At 70.3% G+C, this 17,879-nt stretch carries 23 protein-coding genes and 1 riboswitch; of the genes, 9 read left to right on the top strand and 14 right to left on the bottom strand.

The annotated features are described in order from the left end of the window. The first annotated feature begins 72 nt into the window (after positions 1-72). Genes xylA through C8E87_RS09775 form a run of 3 tightly spaced genes read left to right on the top strand, consistent with a single transcriptional unit; the run spans position 73 to position 4,153 of the window. Complete coding sequence (xylA, locus tag C8E87_RS09785; RefSeq protein ID WP_133872790.1) at positions 73-1,260, top strand: xylose isomerase; 1,188 nt, start codon at positions 73-75, stop codon at positions 1,258-1,260. A 16-nt stretch (positions 1,261-1,276) separates the two neighbouring features. Continuing rightward, on the top strand, positions 1,277-2,677 hold the full coding sequence (gene xylB / locus C8E87_RS09780) for a xylulokinase (RefSeq protein WP_133872789.1): 1,401 nt from the start codon (positions 1,277-1,279) through the stop codon (positions 2,675-2,677). A 9-nt stretch (positions 2,678-2,686) separates the two neighbouring features. Continuing rightward, positions 2,687-4,153 (top strand): MFS transporter, encoded by a 1,467-nt coding sequence (locus tag C8E87_RS09775; RefSeq protein WP_133872788.1) that lies wholly within the window; start codon positions 2,687-2,689, stop codon positions 4,151-4,153. Here C8E87_RS09775 and C8E87_RS09770 read toward each other — a convergent pair. The 7 genes from C8E87_RS09770 to C8E87_RS09745 form a co-directional block, all read right to left on the bottom strand. Beyond that, positions 4,061-5,677 carry a glycoside hydrolase family 13 protein gene (locus C8E87_RS09770; protein ID WP_133872787.1) on the bottom strand — a complete coding sequence of 539 codons (1,617 nt, stop codon included), beginning with the start codon at positions 5,675-5,677 and terminating at the stop codon, positions 4,061-4,063. The genes C8E87_RS09775 and C8E87_RS09770 overlap by 93 nt on opposite strands. 46 nt (positions 5,678-5,723) lie before the next feature. Next, entirely contained in the window at positions 5,724-6,455 is a 732-nt protein-coding gene (locus C8E87_RS09765; RefSeq protein WP_133872786.1) for an HD domain-containing protein, read from the bottom strand. A gap of 20 nt (positions 6,456-6,475) precedes the next feature. After that, a complete protein-coding gene (locus C8E87_RS09760) occupies positions 6,476-7,357 on the bottom strand; it encodes an MHYT domain-containing protein (RefSeq protein WP_133872785.1) in 882 nt (293 codons plus the stop codon). 170 nt (positions 7,358-7,527) lie between these two features. After that, a complete protein-coding gene (locus C8E87_RS43575) occupies positions 7,528-7,671 on the bottom strand; it encodes a GPGG-motif small membrane protein (RefSeq protein ID WP_166661129.1) in 144 nt (47 codons plus the stop codon). 39 nt (positions 7,672-7,710) lie between these two features. Beyond that, positions 7,711-8,457: a metallophosphoesterase family protein gene (locus C8E87_RS09755; protein ID WP_133872784.1), complete on the bottom strand. Its 747-nt coding sequence runs from the start codon at positions 8,455-8,457 to the stop codon at positions 7,711-7,713. Beyond that, positions 8,454-8,702, bottom strand: coding sequence for a BON domain-containing protein (locus C8E87_RS09750; protein ID WP_133872783.1), 249 nt, complete (start codon positions 8,700-8,702; stop codon positions 8,454-8,456). Before C8E87_RS09750 ends, C8E87_RS09755 begins: the two co-directional genes overlap by 4 nt. Before the next feature lie 17 nt (positions 8,703-8,719). After that, positions 8,720-9,301, bottom strand: coding sequence for a nucleotidyltransferase (locus tag C8E87_RS09745; protein WP_133872782.1), 582 nt, complete (start codon positions 9,299-9,301; stop codon positions 8,720-8,722). Positions 9,302-9,471: 170 nt separating this feature from the next. Between C8E87_RS09745 and C8E87_RS09740 the strand changes: the two genes are divergently transcribed. Further along, the gene (locus C8E87_RS09740; RefSeq protein WP_133872781.1) at positions 9,472-10,188 is read left to right on the top strand and encodes a dTMP kinase; all 717 of its coding nucleotides are present in this window, start codon (positions 9,472-9,474) and stop codon (positions 10,186-10,188) included. A gap of 5 nt (positions 10,189-10,193) precedes the next feature. On the opposite strand, the gene C8E87_RS09735 is transcribed toward C8E87_RS09740, so the two are convergent. Beyond that, positions 10,194-10,889 carry an SDR family NAD(P)-dependent oxidoreductase gene (locus C8E87_RS09735; RefSeq protein ID WP_133872780.1) on the bottom strand — a complete coding sequence of 232 codons (696 nt, stop codon included), beginning with the start codon at positions 10,887-10,889 and terminating at the stop codon, positions 10,194-10,196. Positions 10,890-11,477: 588 nt separating this feature from the next. Between C8E87_RS09735 and C8E87_RS09730 the strand changes: the two genes are divergently transcribed. Next, positions 11,478-12,479, top strand: a complete 1,002-nt coding sequence (locus C8E87_RS09730) for a sigma-70 family RNA polymerase sigma factor (RefSeq protein ID WP_133872779.1) — start codon at positions 11,478-11,480, stop codon at positions 12,477-12,479. 86 nt (positions 12,480-12,565) lie between these two features. Here C8E87_RS09730 and C8E87_RS09725 read toward each other — a convergent pair whose 3' ends face one another. From C8E87_RS09725 to C8E87_RS09715, 3 genes are all read right to left on the bottom strand, one after another. Continuing rightward, entirely contained in the window at positions 12,566-13,483 is a 918-nt protein-coding gene (locus C8E87_RS09725; RefSeq protein WP_133872778.1) for a C40 family peptidase, read from the bottom strand. A 57-nt stretch (positions 13,484-13,540) separates the two neighbouring features. Continuing rightward, positions 13,541-13,667: riboswitch (cyclic di-AMP (ydaO/yuaA leader) on the bottom strand. Between the two features lie 166 nt (positions 13,668-13,833). Beyond that, positions 13,834-14,154: a DUF3817 domain-containing protein gene (locus tag C8E87_RS09720; protein ID WP_133872777.1), complete on the bottom strand. Its 321-nt coding sequence runs from the start codon at positions 14,152-14,154 to the stop codon at positions 13,834-13,836. A gap of 13 nt (positions 14,155-14,167) precedes the next feature. After that, on the bottom strand, positions 14,168-14,575 hold the full coding sequence (locus C8E87_RS09715; protein ID WP_133872776.1) for a hypothetical protein: 408 nt from the start codon (positions 14,573-14,575) through the stop codon (positions 14,168-14,170). 89 nt (positions 14,576-14,664) lie between these two features. Between C8E87_RS09715 and C8E87_RS09710 the strand changes: the two genes are divergently transcribed. Together C8E87_RS09710 and C8E87_RS09705 are read left to right on the top strand one after the other, a co-directional pair. After that, positions 14,665-14,904 (top strand): DUF6158 family protein, encoded by a 240-nt coding sequence (locus C8E87_RS09710; RefSeq protein ID WP_133872775.1) that lies wholly within the window; start codon positions 14,665-14,667, stop codon positions 14,902-14,904. An 11-nt stretch (positions 14,905-14,915) separates the two neighbouring features. Further along, positions 14,916-15,437, top strand: a complete 522-nt coding sequence (locus C8E87_RS09705; RefSeq protein WP_133872774.1) for a DUF1360 domain-containing protein — start codon at positions 14,916-14,918, stop codon at positions 15,435-15,437. 35 nt (positions 15,438-15,472) lie between these two features. Here C8E87_RS09705 and C8E87_RS43570 read toward each other — a convergent pair whose 3' ends face one another. Both C8E87_RS43570 and C8E87_RS09700 read right to left on the bottom strand, forming a co-directional pair. After that, complete coding sequence (locus tag C8E87_RS43570) at positions 15,473-15,628, bottom strand: hypothetical protein (RefSeq protein ID WP_166661128.1); 156 nt, start codon at positions 15,626-15,628, stop codon at positions 15,473-15,475. Between the two features lie 17 nt (positions 15,629-15,645). Continuing rightward, positions 15,646-15,846, bottom strand: a complete 201-nt coding sequence (locus C8E87_RS09700) for a hypothetical protein (RefSeq protein ID WP_239079982.1) — start codon at positions 15,844-15,846, stop codon at positions 15,646-15,648. 319 nt (positions 15,847-16,165) lie between these two features. Between C8E87_RS09700 and C8E87_RS09695 the strand changes: the two genes are divergently transcribed. Further along, complete coding sequence (locus C8E87_RS09695; RefSeq protein ID WP_133872772.1) at positions 16,166-16,369, top strand: hypothetical protein; 204 nt, start codon at positions 16,166-16,168, stop codon at positions 16,367-16,369. 426 nt (positions 16,370-16,795) lie between these two features. Beyond that, positions 16,796-17,458, top strand: a complete 663-nt coding sequence (locus C8E87_RS09690) for a GAF and ANTAR domain-containing protein (protein WP_239079989.1) — start codon at positions 16,796-16,798, stop codon at positions 17,456-17,458. Positions 17,459-17,556: 98 nt separating this feature from the next. Here C8E87_RS09690 and C8E87_RS09685 read toward each other — a convergent pair whose 3' ends face one another. After that, a complete protein-coding gene (locus C8E87_RS09685) occupies positions 17,557-17,874 on the bottom strand; it encodes an antibiotic biosynthesis monooxygenase family protein (RefSeq protein WP_133872770.1) in 318 nt (105 codons plus the stop codon). Positions 17,875-17,879 lie beyond the last annotated feature (5 nt).

Raw genomic sequence — 17,879 nt, 5'->3', positions numbered from 1 at the left:
CCTTGACAATGCCACACCGCCGTCAAATAATTCAACCAATAAACAAATCCGAGATGTTGCCTGGAGGTAACCGTGTCGGTCCAACCCACCCGTGAAGACAAGTTCTCGTTCGGCCTGTGGACCATCGGGTGGCAGGCCCAGGACGCGTTCGGTTCGGCCACCCGCGGGGTGCTCGACCCGATCGAGGCCGTGCACAAGCTCGCCGAGATCGGCGCGTACGGCATCACGTTCCACGACGACGACCTCGTCCCGTTCGGCTCCGACGCCCAGACCCGCGACGGCATCCTCGCCGGGTTCAAGAAGGCGCTCGAGGAAACCGGCATCGTCGTCCCGATGGTCACCACCAACACCTTCAGCCACCCGGTGTTCAAGGACGGCGCGTTCACCAGCAACGACCGCTCGGTCCGCCGGTACGCGCTGCGCAAGGTGCTGCGCCAGGTCGACCTCGCCGCCGAGCTGGGCGCGCAGACCTTCGTGCTCTGGGGCGGCCGCGAGGGCGCTGAGTACGACGCGGCCAAGGACATCAACGCCGCGCTCGACCGTTACCGCGAGGGCCTCAACCTGGTCGCGCAGTACTCCGAGGACAAGGGCTACGGCCTGCGCTTCGCCATCGAGCCCAAGCCCAACGAGCCCCGCGGCGACATCCTGCTGCCGACCCTCGGCCACGCCATCGCGTTCACCTACGAGCTCGAGCGCCCCGAGCTGTTCGGCATCAACCCCGAGGTCGGCCACGAGCAGATGTCCAACCTCAACTTCACCCAGGGCATCGCGCAGGCCCTGTGGCAGAAGAAGCTGTTCCACATCGACCTCAACGGTCAGCACAGCGTGAAGTTCGACCAGGACCTGGTCTTCGGCCACGGCGACCTGCTCAACGCGTTCTCGCTGGTCGACCTGCTCGAGAACGGCCCGATCGGCGGCGGCCCCAAGTACGACGGCCCCCGGCACTTCGACTACAAGCCGTCGCGCACCGAGGACTTCGACGGCGTCTGGGAGTCCGCCAAGGCCAACATGCGGATGTACCTGCTGCTCAAGGAGCGTGCGCAGGCGTTCCGGGCCGACCCGGCCGTGCAGGAGGCGCTGCGTGCCAGCAAGGTGCTCGACCTGGAGACCCCGACCCTCAACCCGGGCGAGACCTACCAGGACCTGCTCAACGACAAGGGCGCCTGGGAGGACTTCGACGTCGACGCGGCCGGCGCCCAGGGCTACGGTTTCGTCAAGCTCCACCAGCTCATGATCGACCACGTTCTCCGGGCCAACTGACCTCCAAAGGGAAGACATGACTCTCGTAGCCGGGATCGACAGCTCCACCCAGTCCTGCAAGGTGGTCATCCGCGACGCGGAGACCGGAAAGCTGGTCCGGCAGGGCCGCGCCGCGCATCCGGACGGCACCGAGGTGCACCCGGACGCCTGGTGGGCCGCGCTGCAACAAGCGATCGACGAGGCCGGTGGCCTGGACGACGTGGCCGCCGCCTCGGTCGCCGGGCAGCAGCACGGCATGGTGGTGCTCGACGAGAACGGCGAAGTGGTCCGCCCGGCGCTGCTGTGGAACGACACCCGCAGCGCCGGGGCGGCCGCCGACCTCATCTCCGAGCTCGGCGGCGGCGACAAGTGGGCCGACGCGGTCGGCATCGTCCCGGTCGCCAGCTTCACCCTGACGAAACTGCGCTGGCTGGCCCGCAACGAGCCGGACAACGCGGCTCGGGTGGCTGCGGTCTGCCTGCCGCACGACTGGCTGACCTGGAAGCTCTCCGGGTCGACCGACATCGGCACGATCAAGACCGACCGCAGCGACGCCAGCGGCACGCTGTACTGGTCGGCCAAGACCAACGAGTACCGTCACGACCTGCTCGAGCTGGGCTTCGGCCGGGTCATCGGCGTCCCCGAGGTGCTCGGCCCCACGGGCGTCGCCGGCCACCTGCCCAACGGCGCCCCACTCGGGCCGGGGGCGGGCGACAACGCCGCGGCCGCGTTCGGCACCGGCGCCGGCACCGGCGACGTGATCGTCTCGATCGGCACGTCCGGCACGGTGTTCGTCTCGTCCGACGTCTCACCCAACGACCCGACCGGCACGGTGGCCGGGTTCGCCGACACCACCGGCCGGTTCCTGCCGATCGTCGTGACGCTGAACGCGGCCCGTGTGCTCGACGCCGCGACCAAGCTGCTCGGCGTCGACCACGCCCGGCTGTCCGAGCTGGCCCTGGGCGCCCCGGCCGGCGCCGACGGGCTCGTCCTCATCCCGTACCTGGAGGGTGAGCGCACGCCGAACCGGCCGGATGCGACCGGGGCGATCCACGGCCTCACGCTCAAGACCTCGGACCCGGCCCACCTGGCCCGAGCCGCCGTCGAGGGCATGCTCTGCGCGCTCGCCGACGGGCTGGACGCGCTGGTCGCCAACGGCGCCACGGCCAACCGCATCGTTCTGGTCGGCGGGGGCGCGCGCAGCGAGGCGGTCCGGCGCATCGCCCCCGAGCTGTTCGGGTTGCCGGTGCTGGTGCCGCCGCCGGGCGAGTACGTCGCGGACGGCGCCGCCCGTCAGGCCGCCTGGGTCGCGAGCGGTGGCCAGGAGCCGCCCGTGTGGTCGGCCGCGCAACCCGAGACGTACGAGGCCCAGCCCGTGCCGCTGATCCGCGAGCAGTACGCGGCCGCCAGAGACGCGGTGATCGACCGCCCCCGCTAACCTTTCCGGGTGAGAAGGGGAGGCTCGGCCCACCGCGCGTACAGCGTCGTGGTGTTCGTGGTCCTCGCCTCGCTCGACAACGTCGCGATCGGCCTGGTGCCGCCGCTCTACGGCAGCATCGGCGACGCGTTCGGGGTGGGCGAGGGCCACATCGCGCTGGCCACCACGATCATGTTCCTGATCAGCGCGGTCGCGGCCATCGGTTTCGCGTACGCGGGTGACCGCACCGACCGCAAGCCGGTGCTGATCGCGGGCACGCTGATCTGGGTCGCCGGCACCACCTGGTCCGGCCTGGCCGGCAGCTACCCCAGCTTCCTGATCAGCCAGGTGGTCGCCGCGTTCGGGCTCGGCGCCGTCGCCTCGGTCAGCTTCGCCGTGGTCAGCGACCTCATCTCGCCCAAGCGGCGCGGGCTCGTGATGAGTTTCTGGGGTCTCTCCCAGGGGGTCGGCACGCTGGGCGGCACCCTGGTGGGCGGCCTCATCGGACACGACGACTGGCGCCGGCCGTTCCTGATCACCGCGGTGGCCGGCGGCGTCGCGACCGTGGCCTACCTGTTCACCTACAACGTGCCACGCGGCGAGAGCCAGCCCGAGCTGGCCGGGGTCGAGTACGACGAGCGCATCCACCACGACCACCTGCCGCTGATCCTGCGCCGGCGCACCAACATCTGGCTGATCCTGCAGGGCAGCACCGCGCAGATCGCCCTGGGCTCGCTGGTGTGGTTGCCGGTGCTGTTCCGCTCCCGCGCCGAGGACCAGGGCTACTCGGCCGGGACGGCGATCGTGATCGGCAGCGTGTTCGCCACGCTCTTCCAGGCCGGTGGTGCCCTGTCGATCCTCGGCGGGCTCGTCGGCGACCGCCTGCAACGCCGTACGCCCCGGGGGCGGGCCCTGGTCGCGGCGGTCGGGGTGCTGGCCGCCGTGCCGTTCTACATCGTGCTGTTCTTCGTGCCGATGCGCATCGACGTGCCCGACGGCGTCGGCACCGGCGGAGTGGTCCGCGCCGTGCTGGCCCAGGTGTTCACCGAGCCCACCGTCGGCCTCTGCCTGGCCGTGGCGATCTTCGCGCTGATGCTCACGTCGGCCAACTCGCCCAACTGGTTCGCCCTGATCGCCGACGTGAACCCGCCCGAGCACCGCGGCACCGTCTACAGCCTCGGCAACCTGGTCAACGGCTTCGGCCGGGCCGGCGGCAACATCATGGTCGCGGCGGCGTTCCGCGGGCTCTCCGGTGCCTTCCCGCCCCCGCTCAACTACGCGGTCGGCCTGGCCGCGTTCCAGCTCTTCTGGCTCCCCACCGGGGTCATGTTCTGGCTGGCCAGCAGGACGGTCGCGCGCGACATGGAAGACACGCACGCCGCCCTGCTGGCCCGCGCGGCCGAACTAGAGGGCGGCCCACACGGTGACGTCGGAGGGAACCCGGCCGTCGCCGTCGAGAGGCTCACTGCTCAGCAGGACCCGGGCGCCGGGCGGTAGCTCCACCGGGGCGGTCCCGAAGTTGGTCACCACGAGCACGTGGCCGTTGCGGAAGGCGAACGGGCCGTCCTGCCAGGTCACCGTGCCGCGGCCGAGCCGGTGCTCGTGGCGCAGCTCGAGCGCGGAGCGGTAGAGCTCCCACGTGGAACCGGCCACGCCCTGCTGCCGGTCGAGGGCGAACTCGGCCCACGACGCCGGCTGCGGCAGCCAGGACGCCTCGGCCGGACCGAACCCGTACGAGGGTGCGTCGGCCTCCCACGGCAGCGGCACCCGGCAGCCGTCGCGCCCACGTTCCACGTGCCCCGAGCGTTCCCAGGCCGGGTCCTGCCGGAACTCGTCGGGCATCGTGGTGTGCTCGGGCAGCCCCAGCTCCTCGCCCTGATAAAGGTAGGCCGAGCCGGGCAGCGCGAGCATCAGCAGCGTGGCCGCGCGGGCCCGGCGCAGGCCGAGCGCGGCGTCGGGCTGCGGGTCCTCGGTGCCGATGCCCGGCATCCGCGGGGTGCCGACCGGGAAGCCGAGCCGGCTGGCGTGCCGGACCACGTCGTGGTTGGAGAGCACCCAGGTGGTGGGTGCGCCCACGGCGTCGTTGGCCGTCAGCGACTCGTCGATCACCGCGCGCAGCGCCGACGGTGTCCACGGGGCGTCCAGGTACGGGAAGTTGAACGCCTGGTGCATCTCGTCGGGGCGTACGTACCGGGCCAGCCGGCTCGCCGGGGCCACCCACGCCTCGGCCACCAGGATGCGGCCGCCGGGATACTGGTCGAGCAGGCGCCGCCACGACCGGTAGATCTCGTGCACGCCCTCCTGGTCCCACATGGGCGGGGGCGGGCCGGCCGGGTCGAGGCCGCCCAGGATCGTGCTGGTGTTGGTCCAGTCGGCGAGGTTCTCCTCCTTGACCAGGCCGTGCGCCACGTCGACCCGGAAGCCGTCGACCCCGCGGTCGAGCCAGAACCGCAGCACGTCGAGGAACTCCTCGCGCACCTGGGGGTTGCCCCAGTTGAGGTCGGGCTGGCTCACGTCGAACAGGTGCAGATACCACTGACCGTCGGGCACCCGCTCCCACGCGTCGCCGCCGAACACGCTCTTCCACGAGTTCGGCGGCTCGGAGCCGTCGGGGCCCTGGCCGTCGCGGAAGATGTAACGCTCGCGTTCGGAGCTGCCGGGGGCGGCGGCCAGCGCGGCCTGGAACCAGGCGTGCTCGCTGGAGGTGTGGTTGGGCACCAGGTCGACGATGATCTTCATGCCGAGGGTGTGCGCCTCGGCGATCAGCTTGTCGGCGTCGCCCAGTTCGCCGAAGCGCGGGTCGACCCCGCGGTAGTCGGCCACGTCGTAGCCGGCGTCGTGTTGCGGCGAGGGATAGAACGGGGACAGCCAGACGGCGTCGACCCCGAGGTCGCGCAGGTGCCGCAGGCGGGCGGTGATGCCGGGCAGGTCGCCCATCCCGTCACCGTCGCTGTCGGCGAAGGAGCGCGGATAGACCTGGTAGATGACGGCGTCACGCCACCATTCGTCGTCGTGGAGCATGCTCACCAGGCTAATGAGAGCGCCGCGGCGTCGTGGCGGCCGGCCCTCAATCGTCCAGCAGCGCGGCGAATCTCTCCTCGGCCAGGTCGAGCTGATCCATGATGTGGTCCTTGGCCGCGATCGACAGCGGCGTGTCCGGCCGGCCCACCAGCTCGCGCAGCTTGGGCACGAGCGGGCGGTACTTCGTGGCGGCCCGGACGGCCTTGTCGAGCGTCGTGTGCACCACGCCCACCCCGTTGTCGGTGAAGTCCGAGACCTTGATCACCCGGGCCCACGGGTCGCGCTCCAGGCTGGCCGCCACGTGCGCCCGGTACTGCTCGTGGCGGTCGCGCTCGGGGTCGTACTCCGGGTTGGTGACCGACCGGACGAGCTCGGCCACCCGCGGGCCGAAGCGGCGGGACAACTCGGCGATGGCGGCGGCGGTCAGCGCGGCGTGGCTGCCCGAGGCGTCGCTGTCCGGCGCCAGCCCGGCCACCTCGGCCGGGTGATCCTCCACGGCGTCGTGCAGCAGGGCCGCGGTCAGGACATCGACATCCCGTACGCCGTAGTACTTGATGATCCTGATGGCCACCCGGAGCAGGTGGTTGAGGTAGGGCTCGCGGACCCGGCGGTCGCCCGCGTGCAGGCGGGCCGCCAGGTCGAGCGCGCCGGTCAGCTGCGCGCGCTCGGCCTCGGGGAACGTCTCGAGCTCGAGGAGGAACCGCTCGCGAAGACCGGCCTCGCCGTACACCTCGGTGATCGCGTGCAACGGCATCGACAGCAGCATCCGTGGCGCCATGCCGAGAACGTACCGGAGTGTCAGCTGTTGGTGGGTGTGCGGATCGGAACCGGGCGAGGCGAGGGCCGGCGTACGGTCGTGGTGGCCACCGTGGCCTGCTTGAGCGACCAGGGGTTGGCGCCCGGCTCGGCGTGCGCCCCGCGCCTCGGGGTGCCGGCGCCGTCGGTGAACTCCTCCTCGGTCATCGCCTGCAGCGCGCTGAGCGCCACCCCGACGATCGTGGCCGCCGTGATCACGGTGATCGGCACGATCATGGTGAGCGGCCGCAGCCCGGTCACCTCGCCGGGCATGCCCGGGTCCAGGTGCACCGACATGGCGGCCATCCCGGTGTAGTGCATGCCGCAGACCGCGATCGCCATGATGACCGCGGCCCCGCTGATCGGCGCCCAGCCGTGCACCGAGACGGTGAACCAGAGCGCGATCGTGGAGGCGACAACTGCGATGATCGCCGAGGCCGCGACCAGCGTGAGGTCGTAGCGCATGCGGCCCGACACGTGCATGCCGAGCATCCCGGTGTAGTGCATGGCGAGCACGCCGCCACCCGTCAGGGTCCCGGCCGCGAGCACCTTGGGCAGGCTCCGGCGGCCGTGACCGACGATCAGCAGGCCGGCCCCGACGGCGAAGACGGCGCAGACGAGGCTGCCCACGGTCATCGGCACGTCGAAGCGTACGGGGCTGGCCGGCACCTCGAATCCGAGCATGGCGGCGAAGTGCATGAGCCAGATCGCGCCGCCCCCGATGGCGAACGCGCCGATGAGCAGCCAGCGGTTGCGACGGCTGCGGGTGCGGGCGTCGCGGGCCCGTGCCGTGCTCAGCAGCCCGAAGAACGACCCCAGGAAGGCGAGCAGGAAGGCGGCGAGCGGGTTGAAGGCGCCGTACGTGAAGTGATGGACCTCGGCCACCGGAACTCCTCGCGAGAGATCGAATGATTTCCGCGAGTGATTCAGTCAGCGATCAGTATCGGTGCATCGCACGGCGAGTGTGGCAGAGCGGACAAACGGAGCCGGGCCACCCGTTCGGGGTGGCCCGGCTCGTGGGTTGTGGGGGAGGGATACGGGATGTGGGGGGCCGATCAGGTGAAGATGCTGACGCCGCCGGGGCCCACCAGGAGGCCGACGATGATCAGCACAATTCCCCAGAGCAGCTGCCGCCGGAAGAGCGCGAGGATACCGGCGACCACCAGGATGACTGCGAGAATCCAAAGGATTAGGTCCATGCAGATCCGATACCCGGTGCGCGAAAATCGGAAACCTGGTTATCGAGCGCCCACAAGTTCCGCGTCGGCCTCATCGGAGAGCAACTGGTAGACGTTGTACGCCTGCTTGATCACCGGGTGGGCGACGTTGCGGACGGGCACCCCTCCGGGCGTACGGCCGCGCTCCGAACCGTGGTGGGCGTGCCCGTGCAGGGCGAGTGCCGTCGGGGCCGCGTCGATGGCCCGTCCGAGCTGGTAACAGCCGAGGAACGGGTAGATCTCGAGCGGCTCGCCGACCAGCGTCTCGGGTACCGGGGCGTAGTGCGTGAGCGCCACCAGCGCATCGCACTCCACCGAGTTCAGGGCGTTTTCCAGTACGGTGGCGAACCGTTCGGTGGTGCCGACGAAGTCCTTCATCTCGCGCTCGCCGAAGTTGCTCGCGCAGGCCCCGGCGAACCCGCCGCCGAAGCCTTTGGTGCCGGCGACGCCGAGCCGCTGCCCGCGGACCTCCAGCACGGTCGCCGCGCCCTCCAGCACGGTGATCCCGGCGCCGGTCAGCACCTCGGTGACCTCGTCCTGCTGGTCGCTCTGGTGGTCGTGGTTGCCCAGCACGACCACCACCGGCACGGCCAGCCCGCCGAACTCCTGTGCGAAGCAGCGGGCCTCCTCAGGGGTGCCGTGCCGGGTCAGGTCCCCGGCCACCAGCAGCACGTCGGCCCGCTCGGGCAGTTCCTCGAGGGCGGGCCGGTAGCGGCCCACCACGTCCTTGTCCACATGAACGTCGCCCACGGCGGCGATCCGGATCATGAAATCTCCTCCACCTCGCTGGGCGCCTGGGCCCGGGTGATCCCGATGTCGCACGTGATCTGCACGTCCGGGAAGTGGCTGGAGATCTGCTTGCAGATCTCGTCGCGGCGCTGCGCGCTCTCCACCTCGCCGCCGAGCACGATCAGGTGGTCCCGGCGCTGCACGGTGATGCCCTGCTCGGCTATCCGGTCGTGCTCGGCCAGCAGGCGCTGGATCTCGGCCTCGAGATCGGTGTCGGTGCTCATCGCCAACCCTCTCGTCGTCAGCTTGCGAGTGCTTCCTCGTCGTTCGGGAACGGCACGACGTCCAGCCGGTCCAGCAGGATGAGGAAGGCCTCGGCGTACGGTGATTTCTCGGTCTCGCGGCGCACCCGCGGCCAGTCGATCAGCTCGCGCAGCGACCGCGCCACCGGCAGCCCGGTCGCGAAGTCGCAGTAGTGCTGGCTGTAGCTGAGCAGTTTGTGCACCATCAGCTGGGTCGCCGACAGCACCGGCATGTAGATCGCCTCGACCGAGATCTGCTCGGTGTCGTTGAGGGTCTCGTCGGTCACCGGCGTCTCGACAGGCCGATAGATGAGGTCCACCATCCGGTCCTCGTCGTAGACCTTGACCAGCCAGTCCTCCGGCGGCTGCTCGGTGCGGAAGCCGACCTTGGCCAGCTCGGCCAGGGCCTGGTCCTTGTCCTGCTCACGCAGCAGGAAGTCGACGTCGTGGTCGCTGGAGTGCCCGCCGTGCGCGTAGACCGCGAAACTGCCGCCGAGGGCGAACGGTATGCCGGCGCTCTTCAAGGTGGAGGCGACCATCTTGAGTGTCCCCGCCAGCCCCTCGTCCACCCGGTGCGGCATGGTGTTTCCCCCTGTCGACGTGTGCGGTTCGATGTCGGATACGACTACCCGGGCCGCCTCTGATTGAATCGCCACCCCTGCGAATCACCGGACAAAACCCCATTTTGGTACGCCGGACCCGCCGTTCGCTTGAGAACAGCGCGTGCGCCCGCCCGTTACCGTTGGATGGCATGACGCACGGCAGGGTTCCGGCCCCCGGCATGATCGCCCTGGTCGGCATAGACGGCTCGGGCAAGACCACTCAGGCCCACCGCCTGGCACGCGAGTTGAGCGCCGCGGGTGTGCGTGCCGCCTATCGCCGCAACGCGGGCGGCCGCCACTGGTTCGGGCGCCTGGCCCGGCTTTTCGGCAAGAGCGACGGCGACGCTCTGCTCGGCCGCCGCGGCATGCTCGCCGTCGAGTCGGTGCTGCGCTGGCTGGCCATTCTGCGCACGCTTCTGCGCCGTGCGGTCACCGGCGGCACGGTCGTGATGGACCGCTACGCCTTCTGTCAGTACGCGAGCCTGCGGGCCCGGTCGGCGAAACCGGCCGCCGAGCGCCGCGCGCGACTGGCCTACCGGTTGTTCCGCGCCCCCGACGTCACGTTCTTCCTCGACGTCGACCCGCAGGTGGCTCGCGACCGGATCGACGCTCGGGGCTACGACAGCGAGACGCTGGACTACCTGGCCGCGGCGCGCGCCGCCTATTACTCCTTGCCCGAGTTCGCGACGTTCGTGGTGATCGACGCGAACGGCACCCCCGACCAGGTGTCCGCGGCGATCCACGCGCACCTGGCCGGGCGGGCGGCGCCCGATCCGGGCCACTCGGTGCGCAGCATGATCGTCGCCGGCGGCCCGCTCGTGGCCGCTCTGGCCGTGGCCGGTGAGCAGTTCACCGAGACGCTCTGAGCCCGTTACGCCCGGCCGTACACCGGGATCTGGGCGCCGCTGGTGGGCGCGGACGCCTCCGACGCCAGGAACAGGATCGTGGGCGCGATCTGCTCGGGGCGCACCCACTTGCCGAAGTCGGCGTCGGGCATCGCGGCCCGGTTGACCGGGGTGTCTATCACGCTGGGCAGCACCGTGTTGCAGCGCACGTTCTTCGACCTGTACTCCACGGCGACCGAGGCGGCGAAGGCGAGCACGGCGGCCTTGGAAATCGCGTACGCCGAGCCGCCGGGGAAGGGCGACAACGCCGTACGGGAGGACACGCAGACGATGCTGCCGCCGCCGGCCTCGACGAGGTGGGGCAGGGCGGCCTGGGTGACGAGATAGGTCGGGCGCAGATTCTGGTCGAGCTGTGCCACGAGCCCCGCGTACGGAGCGTCCGCGATCAGGGGGCCGGTGGCGAACCCGCCGACCAGGTTGATCACCGCGCGCAACGGCGCCTCGGGGCCCCGCGCTGTCACGGCGGCGGTGACGGCCGTGGTGACTTCCGTCTCATCGGTGAGATCGGCCACCAAAGGCACGGCCCCCTCGGGCAGTTTGCCGACCGACCCGGCGCGTACGGGGGTGACCACACGCCACCCCTCGGCGATGAAGGCCGTCACTACGGCGACCCCGAGGCCACCCGTTCCACCCGTGATCAGAGCCGTGCGCCCGTTCCCCATGACGCCCATCGTGCCCCTCCCGCGATCATCAGCACTGTGTTGTTCGTCACCTCAACATCCGGATGGGGCGCCGGCGCCGAACCGTTGTCAGAGGGGCGTCACTCGCAGGGAGGTCACCCGGGTGGGCTAGTGATCTGCGCTGCCGCGTGCCGCATTGTGGCAGGTGGTCCCGTTTCGGTGGTGCGTCGGGATCTTTTTGTGGTGTCTTTTGTTTCAAGCCCGGCCCGAAGCTGTCGATCCAGCACATGAACCTGGCGCGCCCAAGCAACGTACTGGGTGGTGACGGACGTCCCAAGGTCATTGGTGATGGGCGTCGCTGTGAGGGACGAGGGGCCGATGGTGTCATGAGACTTGCAACGGGTATGCCTCTGTCGGAGCGACCGCCACCGGTCGCGCGACCGAATGCCGGATGGCACGAGCCACCGGGCACGAAAGCCCTGTACAGGAAGTACGCATGCGGCTCTCAGCCTTCCCCCAGGCATTCGTGACACTTTCGATCCACCAGCCGGAATCAGTACAGGCAGCCAATTGTTGTGTAGATGCCAGTAACCGCAATGTGCGAACTGCGGACGTTACGGGGAGGAACTGATGGATACAGGTATCGCCCGTAACGGGGTTAGTGAAGGCAATGAGGGGACCGTGGGCAACGTGGAGAAGAACACCGTGATGCGGACCGACCAGGTCGCCGAGGAGCGCGACCTCGTTGGCGTCTACCTGCACGAGATCTCCCGGACTCCGCTGCTGGACGCCGCACGGGAGGTCGAGCTCTCCAAGGCAATCGAGGCGGGCCTCTATGCCGAGCACCTGCTCGACAGCGGCGAGGTCCGGCGCGGTGTGAGCCGGGAGGAACTGGAGCGCCTGGTCTCCGAGGGCCAGAAGGCCAAGGACCTGTTCATCCGGGCCAACCTGCGACTGGTGGTGTCGATCGCCCGGCGCTACGTGCGTTCCGGCATGCCGATGCTCGACCTGATCCAGGAGGGCAACACCGGTCTCGTCCGCGCCGTCGAGAAGTTCGACTACGAGCGCGGCTACAAGTTCTCGACGTACGCCACCTGGTGGGTGCGCCAGGCGATCAGCCGGGCCATCGCCCAGCAGGAGCGCACCGTGCGCCTGCCCGTCCACCTGGTCGAGGACGTCAACCGGATGCGTAACGTGACCCGCCAGCTCGTCCGTGAGCTCGGCGGCGACCCCGAGCCCGAGCAGGTGGCGGCCGCTCTCGGCGTGACCGTCGAGCGCGTCAACGAGCTCACCCGCTGGGCCCAGGACACGGTGTCGCTCGACACCCCGGTCGGCGACGACGGCGACACCAACCTCGGTGACCTGGTCGCCGACAGCGACGCCCCGTCACCGGAAGAGATCGTGCTGACCGCCCTGGAGCGCCAGCGCATCGAGGGGCTGCTCAACCACCTCGACGACCGGTCGGCCGGCATCATGCGGGCCCGCTACGGCCTCGAGGACGGCCGCGAGCACTCGCTGACCGAGGTGGCCTCGCGGTTCTCGCTGAGCCGCGAGCGGATCCGCCAGCTCGAGATCCAGGCGCTCGGCCGGCTGCGCGAGCTGGCCCGGGCCGAGGGCCTGCAGGCCGCCTGACGTTCCACCCCGCATCACCCCCCGTTACTCACAGACGCGAAAGGCCGGTACCCGAGTCGGGTACCGGCCTTCTCCGTGCGTGGGCCCTAGACGACTCGTCCGTACCCGTACGGGGTCATGATGTTGATCGTGCGCTTCTTGACCACCGTGCCGGCGCGCGGCGCGTCGATGATCTGACCGTCGCCGACGTAGATCGCCACGTGCCCGAGGCTGCGATAGAACACCAGGTCGCCCGGCTTCAGGTCGTCGCGGCTGATGCGTTTGGTCTCGCTCCACTGCGACTTGGTCTGGTGCGTCAGCGACTTGCCCGCCGCCCGCCACGCCGCCGAGGTCAGGCCGGAGCAGTCGTAGCTGCCCGGACCGCCCGCGCCGAACAGGTACGGCTTGCCGATCTGGTTGTACGCGAACGTGACAGCGATGCCGGCCTTGCCGGAGATCTCCGGGATCGGGCCGTCGTACTTGCTGCCCGACTCCTGCGCCTGGCCGAACGCGACCTCACGCATCTCGAAGAGCTTCTTGAGGTCCTTCTGGATCGCCGCCTTCTGCGTCGACAGCGCCCGCAGCTGGGCGGTCTGCTTGGTCTGGGTCGCCTTGAGGGCGGCCTGACGCTCGTTGAAGCTCTGCGTCGCCTCGGTGTACGTGTCGATGTCGCGCTGGTTGGCCCGGGTCAGCATGTCGAGGTAGCTCATGCGGTCCATGAGGCCGTCCTGTGTGCCCGACAGCAGCGCGCTCATCGGTCCGACCCGGCCCTGCTTGTAGGACGTGGTCGCCAGGTTGCCGACCTGGGCGCTCGCGACCTTGAGCGCGGCCTGAGCGGGGGCCAGAGACGCCTGCAGCTTCTTGGCGTCGGCCTGGGTCTTCTTCAGGGCCACGTTCATCGCGTTGTACTGCTCGGTGACGTCCTCGAGCTTGTCGGACGCCGTCTCGATCTGTTTCTTGAGCTCCGTCTCGGACGGCGCCGCTTGCGCGGGCGTCAGGAAGGAGCCGGTGATCGCGGCAGCCATCGCCGCGACGACGAGGACCCGAAGCCTCGTACGGGGGTGGGGCACCGGTCAGTGGCCTTTCTTCCGCCTGGCCGCCTACCGGGTCAGCTGACGGGCTCGGGCGGGAAGAAGGCCCTACCGCGCTGACGCGGATTCGCCCCGGGAACGTGGTTCCCCGGCTCAATCGATTCGGCGGCGTTGGCCGGCGCCACCAGGGGGAGTGGCTGCGGACCGAACCAACCGGATCAACCTATCGGCGAAAGATTCAAATGCAAGGGGTCACAGAGTGATTTAAGACAATGGACCGCTTTGCGTGAATGATCCCGATAGCAGCTAGTAATTCGACGGAAGCAATGCGTCGAACTCGGCTGTCAAACTGGACTTTTCGCCGGCTCCTCGGCCGGCACCCATTCCCGGCTCACTTTACGCTCGGCCCAGAACGACAGGAACGGGACAGTGCCCGAGAGCATCACCAGCAGCATCCGGCCGAACGCCCAATGCGCACGGCGGGACAGGTCGAACGTCGCCACCAGATAGACCATGAACAGGAAACCGTGCGCGGGGCCGACCGCCTCGACGACGACCGGGTCGTCGCCCAGATACTTCAGCGGCATGCCCACCACGACGAGCGCGACCAGGACCACGCCGACGATCCACGCGATGATCCGATAACGGGTCAGGGCACCCTTCACGATCGTTCTTTTCCTATCCGGGATAGTCGCTCGGGCGGGCGCCGGGGGTGGCGTTCAGCCAGGCGAGATAGTCGTTGTACGCGGTGAGCTCGGGGTCGTCCTCCGGCGTGGAGGACTGAGTGGCCACGCGTACCGGCCGGCCGACGGTAACAGCCGAACCTGGGAGCCTTTCGCCCGCGGCAGCCTGCGGCTCCTCGGCCTTCACGAGGCGGCCCTTCTTGCGGGCGAGCTGGACCTCGCGCCACCAGAGGAACACGACGAAGGCCGCGAACACCGGCCACTCGAACATGTAACCCCAGCTGATCGAGTTGCCCTCCTGCGCACGGCTGAACTGCCACCAGCCCAGCACCAGGCAGCCCGAGGCGAGAACCAGTGCCAGGACGTGGCGGGCGATCCACGCCGGGGTCCACAGGCCCTTCATGGCCACCAAGCGTACCGGCGGGGGTTTGCTGACCGTCGGCACGGGCATCTCGGTAGGACGCTGAGGCCCGTTCCGACCGGAGGTGCACCATGACCGACGCAGGTGACGCTCCGCTGATGGAGACCGGCATTGATCCGGCCACCTTCGGCGACGACGACCTGTTCCGCGAGCTAGCCAGCCTCTACCGCACCCGCCTGGCCACCCTGCGTCACGGCCCGGACGCGGCGCTGAGCAACCACTTCAAGCGGACCGCCGAGCTCGAGACCGAGTACATCACCCGCTATCCCAGCCGGGAGGTCGACCCCGACCGGCTCACTCAGGACTTTTAGGGGTTCCCTTGATGCAGTCGCTGCGCGCCCGGATGTCGCGCGTCGGGCAGTCCTACGCCCCGCACGAGCACCGCCCGCTGGGTGGCTACGCCGTCGCGATGGGTGCCTTCGGAACGCTGGCCGCCTCACTCGCCGTCGCGGCCAAGGTCACCGGCAAGGCCGTACCGACCCGTCCCTCCACCGCCGACGTGGTGCTGCTGTCGCTGGCCACCCACAAGCTGAGCCGGCTGCTGGCGAAGGACTCGGTGACCAGCCCGCTGCGGGCGCCCTTCACGCGGTACACCGAGCCGGCCGGGGCCGCCGAGCTCAACGAGGAGGTCCGCCACCACGAGAGCTCGGTCAAGCACGGGATCGGCGAGCTGGTGACCTGCCCGTTCTGTCTGGCCGTGTGGGTCGCCACGGGACTGACCGGCGGGCTCGTGCTGGCGCCGCGGCTGACCCGGCTGGCCGCGGTCACGCTGACGGCCACGGCGGTCTCCGACTTCCTGCAGCTGGGCTACGACGTGGCCAAGCGCGCCGCCGAGGGGGACTAGGCCCGGGCTCTCCTCACTGCCCGGGCCGTCTCCCGTCAGGGTGGGCCGTCCTTCTCCAGGCCGGCCCAGCCCTCGGGGCTCTCGGGCTCGGCGTGGTCGTCCTGGCCGGCGGTGACGTCGTCGTCGACGGTCGTGGTGGCGTGCTCGCCGGCGAAGTCCTCCTGCTCGTCCGGGTCGCCGATCGGCTCCATCCCGGCCTCCTCTTTCGTCAGATCTCCAGGGCCCGTAGCGCCTCGGCCGCCTCGTCCTGGGCGTACTCGCCCTCCGGCAGCGCGTCGACCCGGGTCAGGGCCAGGGCCGGAAGGTCGGCCGCGATCGCCCGTCGCTGCAGGTCGGCGCTGCTCAACCGCTCCTGCCCGTCGTAGGCGTCGTCCAGGAACGCGTCCAGCTCGCGAATCTCGTCGGTCACGGACTCCGGGCTACCCTCCACGCGGTCGCCGAAACGCTGTGGTCGGCGTCACATTCGCTAACGGAATCATGGGTGGGGGCCGACCGTTGATGACAGATGTCGGTGTGCCCAGTGTCCCCGGGCCTCACCCATTGCCTTCACGGAATACCGTCCGGCTGGAGCCGTGTTGAGCCACTCGCCGCGAGGCGACCTGCACACCGACATCTGCGCCGCCTTCGGGTCCAGCCCGGGGGCGGCGTTCCCTTTCACCCCATGGTTACCTGCCCAGGCCCTCTCCGCCCGGTGTTTCTGTCATGTCACGACGGGTAGTCGATCCGCCATGACGGATGACCGGATCGGACAGCGGGCCGCCGAACTCCTCCCCGAGGAGCTCGCGGCCGGCAGCGAGAACCCGCGTGCCCAGGCCGAGGCGATCCTCGCCGAGTCCGACGAGCGCGAGGACAACCCCGGAGCCGCGCCCGACACTTTCCTCGAAGGCCGCCGTTCGGACCAGGCGGCCGCAACCGGGGAAACCACCCGGTAGGGGCACAAGACTTACGTGATCGTCGATGGTCATGGCAGGATCCCCCGCGTGCCTGCCCCATATCGCCGGGTTTCGTCCCGCGTCCGTGGTCCCGCCCGTGTGGTGACCCGCTCGCGCCGAACCCGCATGCCTCGCAAGGCTGTCACCGACGGCCCACTCCCGGGTGCGCCCGGTGGCGGGCCAGGTGGCTCGCGTGTGGGTGCGCCCGGTGGCGGGCCAGGTGGCTCGCGTGTGGGTGCGCCCGGTGGCGGGCCAGGTGGCTCGCGTGTGGGTGCGCCCGGTGGCGGGCCAGGTGGCTCGCATGTGGGTGCGCCCGGCGCCTCGCATGTGGGTGCCTCCGGTGGGCCGTCTGTGTCCGCGTCCGGTGGGTCGGACGTGGGTGCGCCGGACGGGTCGCGTGCGGCTGGGACGGGCGGTCCGCATCCGGTGGAGCTGGCGGGCTTGCTGCACGAGCTCACCGCCGGTCTGCTCGCCGCCGACACGTTCACCCAGGCGCTGGAGCGCTTGGCCGCCTTCACCGCGGGCGCTGTCCCCGGCGCCGTCCGGTGCTCGATCGTGCTGATCGGCGAGGGCGGCCCGCTGACCCACGTGGGTCACGGCCCCGCCGGCGCCGCGGTCGACGAGATCCAGTACACCGCCGGCACGACCGGCCCGGGCCTGGAGGCCGCCCGGACGCGCTCGATGATCACCCTTGCCGACCTGGTTACGGATGCGCGCTGGCCCGACCTGGCCGAAGCCGCCCGCACCGAGGACGTGCACGCCGTGGCCGCGCTGCCCCTCGACCTGCCCCGCGCCGAGGTGGGCGCCCTCAGCCTGTATTTCGACACCACCGAGACGCCCGGCGCCGACCAGCTCGTCACCGCGATGGCCCTGGCCGGCCAGGCCGAACTGCTGCTCGACGAGCTACGCCGCCGAGACGCCCTCAGCTCCGGCGCCGCGGTCGACCGCGCCATCGGCGTGATCATCGCTCAGCGTGGCTGCGGTGTGCAGGAGGCCTACGCCGTCCTGCGCGACACCGCCCAGCGCCTCGGCCTGGACCGCCGCGCCGTCGCCGACCGCCTGATCGCCGTGGCCGCCCGCAACGCCTGACCCGCACAAGCCGCCACAGCTGTACCGGAGTGAGGGTTCGAGCGCTGCCACGGCTGTACCGAGGGCGCGACCGGCGGCTCGGCGCCGCTCGGCGACGGTCAGCCGGCGGGCTTGTCGACGTGTTGGATCACCTCGAACTCGAGCAGGCTCGCACTCGCGCCGGTCGGCCGGGCCCGCTGCCCCTCACCGGCGTGGGCGGCCCGGCTGCCGCCGCTGGACCAGGCCTGGAACGCCTCCTCGGACTCCCAGCGGGTGTAGACGAAGTAGCGCGTCTCGCCGGCCACCGGCCGCAACAGCTCGAAGGCCTCGAAACCCGGCGCCTGCTCCACCATGCCCTTGCGCGCGGCGAACCGCTGCTCCAGCTCGGCGCCGCCACCCTCGGGGACGTCAATCGCGTTGATCTTCACAACAGCCATGTCGC

The organism is Paractinoplanes brasiliensis, assembly GCF_004362215.1.
Taxonomy (GTDB): Bacteria; Actinomycetota; Actinomycetes; order Mycobacteriales; family Micromonosporaceae; genus Actinoplanes; species Actinoplanes brasiliensis.
This window is presented reverse-complemented; position numbering and strand designations above follow the sequence as displayed.

Excerpts from the sequence above, each read along its gene's own strand:
- xylB (WP_133872789.1), top strand. The coding sequence starts at position 1,277 with ATGACTCTCGTAGCCGGGATCGACAGCTCCACCCAGTCCTGCAAGGTG.
- C8E87_RS09770 (WP_133872787.1), bottom strand. The coding sequence starts at position 5,677 with ATGCTCCACGACGACGAATGGTGGCGTGACGCCGTCATCTACCAGGTC.
- C8E87_RS09765 (WP_133872786.1), bottom strand. The coding sequence starts at position 6,455 with ATGGCGCCACGGATGCTGCTGTCGATGCCGTTGCACGCGATCACCGAG.
- C8E87_RS43575 (WP_166661129.1), bottom strand. The coding sequence starts at position 7,671 with ATGGACCTAATCCTTTGGATTCTCGCAGTCATCCTGGTGGTCGCCGGT.
- C8E87_RS09755 (WP_133872784.1), bottom strand. The coding sequence starts at position 8,457 with ATGATCCGGATCGCCGCCGTGGGCGACGTTCATGTGGACAAGGACGTG.
- C8E87_RS09750 (WP_133872783.1), bottom strand. The coding sequence starts at position 8,702 with ATGAGCACCGACACCGATCTCGAGGCCGAGATCCAGCGCCTGCTGGCC.
- C8E87_RS09745 (WP_133872782.1), bottom strand. The coding sequence starts at position 9,301 with ATGCCGCACCGGGTGGACGAGGGGCTGGCGGGGACACTCAAGATGGTC.
- C8E87_RS09740 (WP_133872781.1), top strand. The coding sequence starts at position 9,472 with ATGACGCACGGCAGGGTTCCGGCCCCCGGCATGATCGCCCTGGTCGGC.
- C8E87_RS09735 (WP_133872780.1), bottom strand. The coding sequence starts at position 10,889 with ATGGGGAACGGGCGCACGGCTCTGATCACGGGTGGAACGGGTGGCCTC.
- C8E87_RS09730 (WP_133872779.1), top strand. The coding sequence starts at position 11,478 with ATGGATACAGGTATCGCCCGTAACGGGGTTAGTGAAGGCAATGAGGGG.
- C8E87_RS09725 (WP_133872778.1), bottom strand. The coding sequence starts at position 13,483 with ATGGCTGCCGCGATCACCGGCTCCTTCCTGACGCCCGCGCAAGCGGCG.
- C8E87_RS09715 (WP_133872776.1), bottom strand. The coding sequence starts at position 14,575 with ATGAAGGGCCTGTGGACCCCGGCGTGGATCGCCCGCCACGTCCTGGCA.
- C8E87_RS09710 (WP_133872775.1), top strand. The coding sequence starts at position 14,665 with ATGACCGACGCAGGTGACGCTCCGCTGATGGAGACCGGCATTGATCCG.
- C8E87_RS09705 (WP_133872774.1), top strand. The coding sequence starts at position 14,916 with ATGCAGTCGCTGCGCGCCCGGATGTCGCGCGTCGGGCAGTCCTACGCC.
- C8E87_RS43570 (WP_166661128.1), bottom strand. The coding sequence starts at position 15,628 with ATGGAGCCGATCGGCGACCCGGACGAGCAGGAGGACTTCGCCGGCGAG.
- C8E87_RS09695 (WP_133872772.1), top strand. The coding sequence starts at position 16,166 with ATGACGGATGACCGGATCGGACAGCGGGCCGCCGAACTCCTCCCCGAG.
- C8E87_RS09685 (WP_133872770.1), bottom strand. The coding sequence starts at position 17,874 with ATGGCTGTTGTGAAGATCAACGCGATTGACGTCCCCGAGGGTGGCGGC.